Source organism: Anabaena sp. WFMT (genome assembly GCF_051781005.1).
Lineage (GTDB): Bacteria > Cyanobacteriota > Cyanobacteriia > Cyanobacteriales > Nostocaceae > Anabaena.
The window spans coordinates 164,325-173,976 of the sequence record NZ_JBPWOA010000037.1; the positions used below are offsets into that span (position 1 = coordinate 164,325).

A 9,652-nucleotide genomic window follows, 5' to 3' on the forward strand; every position below is an offset into this window, starting at 1 on the left:
AACGACATTTTGGCAGAAATGAATTATGCAGATACGAATATTCACTAATATAACTAAGAAATGTAAATTAAATAAAGTACAACTTTTAATTTATGTAATCTAATGTTGGGTTACACTTTCGCCTTACCCAACCTAATAAATAATTGTAAGTTAATATATCCACGTTCCTAAAGGTCGTAGTACATCATGAAAATAATGCTAATGGGATATTATGGTTATAGAAATATAGGTGATGATCTATTCGTCAAACATTTAACTAATTTTTTTAGCAAAAAAGAAGTTGTTGAAAGAGTATTTTTAATTTGTAATGACAACTATTATCAAATCACCAGCAAAAAGATTTCTCTTTTTCGTCATTTCCAATTATCAAAAATTAAAAGATTATTTCTTTTATGGCAAAGTGACTGCGTAGTCTGGGGAGGTGGTACTTTAGGATTAAGCAGTGTACCCAAAAATTTATCGACTCTGCAAACTTTAGCTAAATTATTAGGTAAGCGGTTTTGTTTTCTAGGCATAGGCTTAGAAAGTATGAATGCAGGAGAAAAGCAGGATGTAACTAATTTTTTCAAACAAGCAGATTTGTTATATGTTAGAGATAATAATTCCTATGAATTGGTAAAAGAAAAGCTGAAATTTACTAATTCTTTTTGTCTAGGTGGTGACTTAGCATTTTTAGATTTAAGTTATTATGAAGAATTTATTCATCGAAATAAAACGGCAAATTCTTTAAGTAATATATCCTTCTCTGGCAAACATTGGTGGGGTGATAGTAGAGCCGAATTTTATGCCCAGCAATTAATCCCACTAATCGAAAAATACAACTCTGTGATCCATTTACTACCAGGACATATGGGTAGTGAACAGAATGATAATAAATTCCATGAATTACTGAAAAAACATTTACCTGTCCAAAATTGCCAACTACATTCATGGGATAAACCAGAAGATTTTTTGCAAATTCTGAGTCAAATGGATTTTCACTTTGGCAATCGTCTTCATTCTATAATACTGGCAGATATATTAGGAGTTCCTAATATAGGAATATCTGCTGATCCTTCCAAAATCAGTAACTATATAAATAAAACAGAAATGTTATCTAAAGAAAGAATAGCAGATTTTATGGAGCCATTAACCATAGAACGTATTGAAAAGATATTTCAAGAATACAAAAGACCGGAAGAATTTATTATCAACGAATCAAAAACATCTCAAGAAAGTTTAGAAAGAATTTTTCATATCTAAAGTACAGTTATCATTGAGCCTAAATACCCCGTCTCTTTTGAGCGAGGTATTTGTCATTTCTGTACCCTAGCTATGCGATTAGCTAATAGGTTTATTTGATTCTTCCCCTTGCACCTATAAGCCTATTTCCGCTTTCCAGATGCTTTCGCTGCTTTTTTCGCTGCTTTTTCTGCTTCTATAGCTGCTAATTTAGCTTGTTCTTTCTCTTCAGCAATTTTGTTGAGATAGTAATGGTAATCACCCAAATAAACGCGGAATTCACCATCACGAATTTCGACAATTTTGTTAGCTACCTGAGAGATAAAATAACGGTCGTGGGATACTACAATTGCTGTCCCATCATAGTTTTGCAAAGATTCTTCCAACATTTCTTTAGCTGGAATGTCTAAGTGGTTTGTCGGCTCATCCAGAATAAGTAAATTCGCTGGACGTAAAAGCATTTTTGCCAATGCTAAACGAGCTTTTTCTCCCCCACTTAAAGCTGCAACTTTCTTAAATACTGTGTCACCAGCAAACAAAAAGCGTCCTAACAGTGTACGGACTTCTTCGTTTGTCCAGTCGGGAACTTCATCATGGATAGTTTCCATGACGGTTTTATTTAAGTCTAAGGCTTCGGCTTGGTTTTGTTCAAAGTAACCAGGAATAACGTTGTGATCACCTAATTTGACGATTCCTTCTGTGGGTGGTTCTGCACCCATAATAATTTTCAACAGGGTGGATTTGCCTGCACCGTTGGGACCGAGAAAGGCAATTCTATCTCCCCTTTCAATTAGAAGATTTGCTGCCAAAAATAAAATTTTATCTCCATAGATATGGGTTAAATCTTTAATTTCTACCACTTCCCGTCCGCTGCGGGGTGCAGGGGGAAATCGGAAATGTAAAGTTCTCACACCGGCAATAGGTGCTTCGATGCGTTCAATTTTATCTAGTTGTTTTTCCCGGCTTTTGGCTTGGGTACTGCGGGTTGCACTAGCGCGGAATCTATCTACAAAGGTTTGCTGTTTTTCTATTTCTTTCTGCTGACGTTCAAAGGCGCTCAGTTGTGCTGATTGATTTTCAGCTTTTTGCTGCAAGTAGGATGAGTAATTACCGAGATAAGTGGAAGAAACACCGCGTTCAGTTTCCACGATTTGGGTGCAGAGACGATCAAGAAATTCCCGGTCATGGGAAACTATGACCATTGGCGTAATCAGCCCTCTGAGGTAATTTTCTAACCACTCGATGGTTTCTAAGTCTAAGTGGTTTGTCGGTTCATCCAGTAGTAATAAGTCTGGCTTTTGCAACAGGATTTTACCTAAACTCATTCGCATTTGCCAACCACCTGAGAAAGCGCTGACTAAGCGATCGCTATCTTCAACCTGAAAACCCATTTCTGGCAAGATTTTACCAATGCGTGCGTCTAAGTTATAGCCATCCAATGCTTCAAACTGTCTCTGCAAGCGATCTAACTTGTGGATTAGTTCATCCAATTCCTCTGGATTAGCTGTTTCCATCTCTTGCGGTACATGAGCTAAAGCCATCTGGACATCGTTGGCTTCTTGGAACACAGTCCAAAATTCTTCTCTAACTGTACGGGTAGGATCTACTTCAAACTCTTGATTGAGATAAGCTATGTGTAAGCTGTTAGGACGAATGATTTCGCCGCTGGTGGGTTCTATTTCCCCAGAGATGATTTTCAGTTGAGTCGATTTTCCCGCACCGTTAACGCCTACTAAGCCAATGCGATCGCCTGGTTTGACTTCCCAGTTGATATCTTTAAGAACTTCGCCTGTAGGATAAATTTTACTAATATGTTCAAGTCGCAGCATGAAATGTCTCTCAGGTAGGGGATAGGTAGTTGGGGAGGAAAAGCTAACGCCGTATTGTATTTAATCTTAACAAAATTTAACTACAAATTTACATACCAGATTCTTCTTAATTCCTGAGCATCGAGGGAAAAGTTTTGCTTGTTATTAATCATACAGCAGAATTCAGCAGTTCAGAAGTAAAACAAGCTGTTTCTTAGGTGTTTAACCCGGATTCTGCATTCCATTTATCGTTAGCATTCAGCACACAGCAGTCAACAACCGGAGAAAACTCAATCAGTCGATAACAATGAGCGCTCTCATCAAGGCTGATGGTTTATTAGAATTAATTATCCTCAATATTGGACTTTAAGAAAACATAATTTACCATCTTTTATGGGTTATTATGGTGAATTTCGTAATTATTACTACCCTCATGCCATAATCATTAGTATCTAGTTTGTTACAGTGTAAAACTATCTATAAATACCTACCTCTGCCGAGACAAACAGAATATCAAATTATTCCTCATTTGCAAATCAACCCTTAAATTACCAATTAATCTTGCTGAGATTGAATTATTGACTGTTTCTACCAAATACTATATGCACAACCTAAATTTAATGGAAATTTAACTTCTATTCGTGATATTTAAGCTTAATGCTTCTCAAAATTCCCTAAAAAGACTCAGAAACTGTTTACCTTAAGATAGCTAACGCATAAGTTATCTTGCGATTAAAAATGTAATTAAACACCATGCTTTTTTAGTGCTGATATAAGGTCAGCAACAATAATTAACATTACAAATGAATAGAAATGCACCTGTATTGTCTCTAACAAGGTTGACATTTTGCCGTCATTTAAAGAATCATCTTAGGGAACCCGGATAGTCTGTTGAGAGGAAACTATGCACACAGTTATTCTAGTCCTGGTTGAGGTGCTAATTGTGATTGGAATGTCACGGTTAGTAGGATTGGCATTTCGATCAATTAAGCAGCCATTGGTAATTGGCGAGATTATCGCCGGAATTATGCTCGGACCATCTTTATTTGGTTTAATTGCACCCCATATAGCAGCTACCCTGTTTCCACCAGAAACCATTCCTTTTCTGAATGTTTTATCTCAGATAGGACTGATATTTTTCATGTTTTTGATTGGTTTGGAGCTAAATCCAAAATATCTCAGCGGTAACTTAAAAGCCGCCATTCTGATTTCTAATATCAGCATTATTGTTCCTTTTTCTCTGGCAGCGATTTTATCTTTGCTGCTTTATCCTCTAGTTGCCAACGAGGCTGTCTCATTTACTGCTTTTACCTTATTTTTAGGTGCAACTATGTCGATTACAGCTTTTCCTGTATTGGCAAGAATTATTACTGAGAACAATTTACAGCAAACACGTTTGGGGACATTAGCCTTAACTTGTGCCGCAGTTGATGATGTAACAGCCTGGTGTATTTTGGCAGTTGCGATCGCAGTCGCTCGTAATGGTAGCATCGATCAAAAAGCTATCCTCACTATTTTTGCCAGCTTAATCTACATAATCTTCATGTTCACAGTCGGGCGTTGGTTTCTCAAACGCCTGAGTACCCATTACCGTCGAACTGGACGTTTGAGCCAATTTGTTGTGGCTTTAATTTATATGGGAGTTGTTGCTTCTGCTCTCATGACTGAATTTATCGGTATTCACCTAATTTTTGGAGCATTTTTATTAGGAGCATTAATGCCCAAGAATGCAGAATTAGTTAGAGAATTAGCGATAAAAACTGAAGATTTTGTCTTAATATTTCTCCTACCAATATTTTTTGCATACAGCGGTTTAAGGACACAAATTGGTTTAATCAACCGTCCTGAATTGTGGCTATTATGCGGATTAATTTTAGGAGTAGCAATTTTAGGTAAATATAGTGGTACTTATATAGCTGCTCGCCTCAGTGGCATTAACAAACGAGAAGCATCAGCCCTCGGTTGGTTAATGAATACTCGCGGTTTAACCGAATTAATTGTTTTGAATATTGGTTTAGAGTTGGGTGTAATTTCGCCATTGCTATTTACCATGCTGGTACTGATGGCTTTGGTAACAACATTTATGACATCCCCATTACTAGAATGGACATATCCAAAACGCTTAATCAAATTAGACATAGTAGAACCAAAACCAGAACAGAAAATAGAGCCAGAAGTGACAGAAAGTATTGAATCTTTCGTTACCCCCTACCGCATTTTAGTACCCGTAGCTAACCCGACAACTCAAAAAGGTTTGGTACAGTTAGCAGTAGCATTGGCTCTCAATTATCGACAGCCAGCGGTGATCAATCCTCTCAGCCTAATTGAGTTAGAAGAAAACTATGGTTTTGAAAGTACCCCAACTGAAGCTAACCGATTAATTGCCGAGCGTCACCATCAGTTAGAAGAATTAATTGATACTTTAGAACCGCCAATCATCAGATCATATATACATCCCATTGTTCGCATATCGAGCAACGTTGCTAGAGAAACAGCACAGATAGCCCAAATCGAACAACCTGATTTAATTCTTGTCGGATGGCATCGTCCAGCTTTTAGTAACAATCGTTTAGGTGGTAGAGTGGGGCAAATTCTCATTAGCGCACCAGTAGATGTAGCTGTATTCGTAGATCGAGGAAGCGATCGCTTAGAAAGTTTGCTAGTTCCCTACTCCGCAAATATCCATGATGATTTAGCCCTCATACTAGCCCTCAGACTGCTAATTAACTGTGATACTTGCATATTGCAGATTTTACAAGTTTTAACCGGAAATCAAACCCAAGATGAATTAAGTTATGAACTGCACTCGATGATTGAGCAATTACCAGCTAGTGTAAGCGATCGCATAGAAATCAAAACCGTTACCTCTCCAGAACCAATGCAAGTTGTAGTTGCAGCATCAGAAAATGTTGATTTAACCATTGCCGGTACTAGTCGCGCTTGGGGAATTGAAAAACAAACTCTAGGACGATACACAGATGAACTAGCAATAAAATGTCGTTCTTCACTACTCATTACCCGTCGTTACAGTCAAGTTACCTCTCATCTCAGTTCCCTACTACCAGAAGTTAACACCCATGAAGTAATTCGTAATTAACTAAGTCGGCACGATCAAACCTTTTACACCACCTTCCGCACCCTACTAATATGCTGTCCCAAAAGCCTGAAGTAATCAATTATCATTGATTTTTATATCATATCCAATTTGTATAGTGTGTAAGTTCTAAAATCAACAAAATTCCCATAACTTTAGAATTTACCGCTTTACCTCAAACAGATCAAATACCAAGTTAAATAGCCATTAAAACATGAAAAATCAACTCAGAACTCCACCACACATTTTCCGAATTAGCTTATTTGGCCTATCTGCTGCAATTATCCTCAATACTAGCATTAGCCTCGCTGCACCACTCGCCAAACTCAATAAATGGCAATTTAACCCCAAAACACAGCAACTAGAAATCACACTTTCCTCAGCCACAATACCTGAGTATTTCTATCTTCCTCAACCCCCGCGTTTAGTAGTCGATTTACCTAATACCCAATTAGGCAACGTTGACACCCAAAAAAACTATACTGGTGGAAAAATTCAAAAAATTCGCGTTTCCCAATTTAGCCCTAATATTACCCGCATAGTCATAGATTTAGAACCAGGAAGTTTTGTCGATGCCAACCAGGTAAAACTTCAGCCTAATTCCCTAAAAAACCCCACTCGCTGGGTATTAAGCCCCACTATCTCTCATAATAGCACTTCTTCACAATCACCCTTTCCACTTTCCCCAACTAATCAGCTATCTCCTCCCCCTTTGAACACTCTCCCACCACCATCCACCAACTTACCCCTCAACCAGCAACCTTTTGTAATTGTACCGCCCCTCAACTCTCAACAATCCAACTTAATTATTCTCCCAGCTAATTCTTCCGAGAATAACAACATCATTACAGTCCCTAATTCTTTACCCAATATTCCTAATCCAGAAAACTATTTAGAACAAGTTTACAATATTCCTATAATTGAGTTTGGCCAACCGCTTCCTATACAAAAACAATAGATTCATAGTTGCTAATAATATAGACAAATATCTACTTGATAACCTTTTGCGGTGTAATACCAGGTGATTGGGAATAGAAGACATCTGGTAAAAAAGAATGTAGAGACGTTCTATGGAATGTCTCTACAAGGGTTGTGGAAAACGCATATTTAAATTCGGTCAATATCTAATGGGAAACATAGCAACCCATTACCCAAAAGCTAAAACTAAAATCTTTCTGTATCCTGAGATTGACCAACTGCTCCTGGTTGAGATAAGAAGAAATTTTGAGCAGATTCATTTTGGTATATACACCTAATGTCCGGCTTCTCACTGTCTAAGTTACCTGTAAAGCCAAAAGTATTCAGGCGATTTTTACATTCTCTTACCTGATCTGATGATACGAGTTTTTTATTCTCTAAAATTGCCCAGTTATTTTGGCGGATAACGCATCCAGGACGTATATTAGGCTGGGCTACATAGACATTAAAAGGATTAAGAGTTACAAATAGTCTGGCATCCATCACCATTGCACTGGCTCCATACTGGACGCAAATTTCAGGGTTTGGTGCTTTAGTATCAATAAACTCACGAGAAGCTACGTTAGATGGACTCAACGTGCTTGTAGAACTAAAAGCAATCCCAATCCCAATTCCCAAAATCAACACCCCTCCCAAAATTGCAATAGTAGTGAAGTTAAATAAAGGGGATTGGAAAGCAGGGGGTTTAGAAGTAGTAGCTGATCTACCAGTAGATTTACGTCTCATTTTTGCTTGTTCACCTTCACGCAAAATTGGCAAGGAGTTGTTTACTTTCTCCTCACTTCAGTATAGTAGTCGTTCCTTCAAATTTGATGGACTCCGAAAGCGTAGAAGAATCAAACAAAAATAAACGCAGTTGCAATACTGGATAGTACTGGTAGTTATTTTGAGAGTCTAGGGGGATATTTGACTATTCCTCTTAAGCAAGTTTTAAAGAATCCCCATGTGTATACCTGATCATCAGACTTCGCCAACAGACAGCAAAGTGTCAATCAATAGCAACCTGCGGTGAGCGGATAGCTATTGATGATCAATCAGTTGTTAGCAAAAAAAGCCTGAGTTAAACCCAGGAAATTTTGGTGTTTTCTGTTATTCTTTATTTAAGATGTTTCTGGGTATACCTGAAAATTAACCCTCAGAATACCCAGTAATTGAAACTCAAGACAGTTATTGGTGTTTAGCCGACACTGATAACTGTTGTTTTTAACCTTTTCTTTGTTACTGTCAACCCTAGACTACCAAGAGCGAAAAGCCCCAATAATGTACTCGATTCGGGAACTTTTGTTTGGTGGACTGATTGATTTATCAACGAGATACTTGCAAATCCTTGATTACCTACTAAAGCAATATCTTTAGTAACAGATATTTTCTTCTGGGGGGGCAATACATCTTTAATTACCGAATCAAACGGCGAAACTGATGTAGCCAGTAAATTCACTGACCCAATACCAGGATCAAGCAAATCAACTTTATCAACAATGGTAATGAAAGCATTACCTGTCACCCCATAGGCGAGAAGTTCTAAATCAACCTTGTCAATCCATTGATCAGGATCAAGGACTGTGACATCATATTGAAAAGTTGTGTCAATTGCCTGTCCTGGCATAACATTCCAAAGTGGGCTTTGAAAAATCAGGTTATAAGCGTGATTGACTATTTCTCCAAATACAAGAATTTCGTTGCTCTCCGGTCCATCAGCACCACCTATGTTAAAAGTGGAAAATCCCCGAAAATTATCAAAAAGCTTGTCACCAAGCTGATAAGAATTCCCTGCTAGTAGATCACTGAGTAAAACCTCGCCAGTTAGAATTGCAGCTTGAGCCGAAGCTGAAAGCGTAGCAATAGTAGCCAGAGTCGCAGTTATTCCGACTGCCAAGGATTTTATGATTCTGTCTAAATTCATACTGATTAGCCCTTGGATTTGCTTACATACTTGAGAAAAAGTTTGATTGAAAACTCACTCCTCCTGATTTAAAAAGAAGAGCAATTTTTCCACTGACGACACCTTTTATGTAAGTGTCCTAAATTGATAGCTTAAATGTCTAAAAGTAGAAGTCTCTATCTCAACCTTGGATATATGTCAATAAGTTAAAACCATTAAACTCCGTGACTAGAGATTACAGTTACTTACTTTTGACAATGCTTACTTACCTAAAGATAGAGATGAGGATGTTCTCTTTTCGAGTTCATCTACATACAAATACTAGCGGACTTTATCTAATCTTTTCATGGTTCATAGAATCTTTACTTTATTAAGCAACGTAAATATTTATGGGTTGCTTAAAATATCTATACTTAAGAAATTTTACTTAACTTACAAAAACTACTCAATATTACCAGAGATTTGAATTACTACATGGAAAAATTACTTAGTTAATATTACTGATAATATTAAGAAATATTATAATACCAAGTAATTGATGATATGAAAATTAACGTTTTCATCAAAATTTGCTGAAATCAATAATTTATATTTATATATTTATTTCCAGATATTAAACTGAAGTTCATATAAAGTTCATAAAGTCCAATGTGGTAAGGACTTATCCCT

The 9,652-nt window shown here is 37.2% G+C and carries 6 protein-coding genes; 3 read left to right on the forward strand and 3 right to left on the reverse strand.

Annotation, left to right across the window (positions count from 1 at the left end; all coding sequences use genetic code 11):
- The first annotated feature begins 186 nt into the window (after positions 1-186).
- Positions 187-1,242, forward strand: a complete 1,056-nt coding sequence (locus ACSQ6I_RS24325) for a polysaccharide pyruvyl transferase family protein (protein WP_438892812.1) — start codon at positions 187-189, stop codon at positions 1,240-1,242.
- Between the two features lie 122 nt (positions 1,243-1,364).
- Here the strand turns inward: ACSQ6I_RS24325 and ACSQ6I_RS24330 are convergent, their stop codons facing one another.
- Positions 1,365-3,050 (reverse strand): ABC-F family ATP-binding cassette domain-containing protein, encoded by a 1,686-nt coding sequence (locus tag ACSQ6I_RS24330; RefSeq protein WP_438892813.1) that lies wholly within the window; start codon positions 3,048-3,050, stop codon positions 1,365-1,367.
- A gap of 883 nt (positions 3,051-3,933) precedes the next feature.
- Here ACSQ6I_RS24330 and ACSQ6I_RS24335 point away from each other — a divergent pair.
- Complete coding sequence (locus ACSQ6I_RS24335) at positions 3,934-6,126, forward strand: cation:proton antiporter (RefSeq protein WP_438892814.1); 2,193 nt, start codon at positions 3,934-3,936, stop codon at positions 6,124-6,126.
- A gap of 211 nt (positions 6,127-6,337) precedes the next feature.
- Positions 6,338-7,081 (forward strand): AMIN domain-containing protein, encoded by a 744-nt coding sequence (locus ACSQ6I_RS24340; protein WP_438892815.1) that lies wholly within the window; start codon positions 6,338-6,340, stop codon positions 7,079-7,081.
- Positions 7,082-7,287: 206 nt separating this feature from the next.
- Here the strand turns inward: ACSQ6I_RS24340 and ACSQ6I_RS24345 are convergent, their stop codons facing one another.
- Both ACSQ6I_RS24345 and ACSQ6I_RS24350 read right to left on the reverse strand, forming a co-directional pair.
- On the reverse strand, positions 7,288-7,827 hold the full coding sequence (locus ACSQ6I_RS24345; RefSeq protein ID WP_438892816.1) for a DUF3172 domain-containing protein: 540 nt from the start codon (positions 7,825-7,827) through the stop codon (positions 7,288-7,290).
- Positions 7,828-8,278: 451 nt separating this feature from the next.
- Positions 8,279-9,004, reverse strand: coding sequence for a PEP-CTERM sorting domain-containing protein (locus tag ACSQ6I_RS24350; protein WP_438892817.1), 726 nt, complete (start codon positions 9,002-9,004; stop codon positions 8,279-8,281).
- Positions 9,005-9,652: the final 648 nt, after the last annotated feature.

Bases quoted from the DNA above. Each gene is read 5' to 3' on its own strand.
- ACSQ6I_RS24325 (WP_438892812.1), top strand. From the start codon at position 187: ATGAAAATAATGCTAATGGGATATTATGGTTATAGAAATATAGGTGAT.
- ACSQ6I_RS24330 (WP_438892813.1), bottom strand. From the start codon at position 3,050: ATGCTGCGACTTGAACATATTAGTAAAATTTATCCTACAGGCGAAGTT.
- ACSQ6I_RS24335 (WP_438892814.1), top strand. From the start codon at position 3,934: ATGCACACAGTTATTCTAGTCCTGGTTGAGGTGCTAATTGTGATTGGA.
- ACSQ6I_RS24340 (WP_438892815.1), top strand. From the start codon at position 6,338: ATGAAAAATCAACTCAGAACTCCACCACACATTTTCCGAATTAGCTTA.
- ACSQ6I_RS24345 (WP_438892816.1), bottom strand. From the start codon at position 7,827: ATGAGACGTAAATCTACTGGTAGATCAGCTACTACTTCTAAACCCCCT.
- ACSQ6I_RS24350 (WP_438892817.1), bottom strand. From the start codon at position 9,004: ATGAATTTAGACAGAATCATAAAATCCTTGGCAGTCGGAATAACTGCG.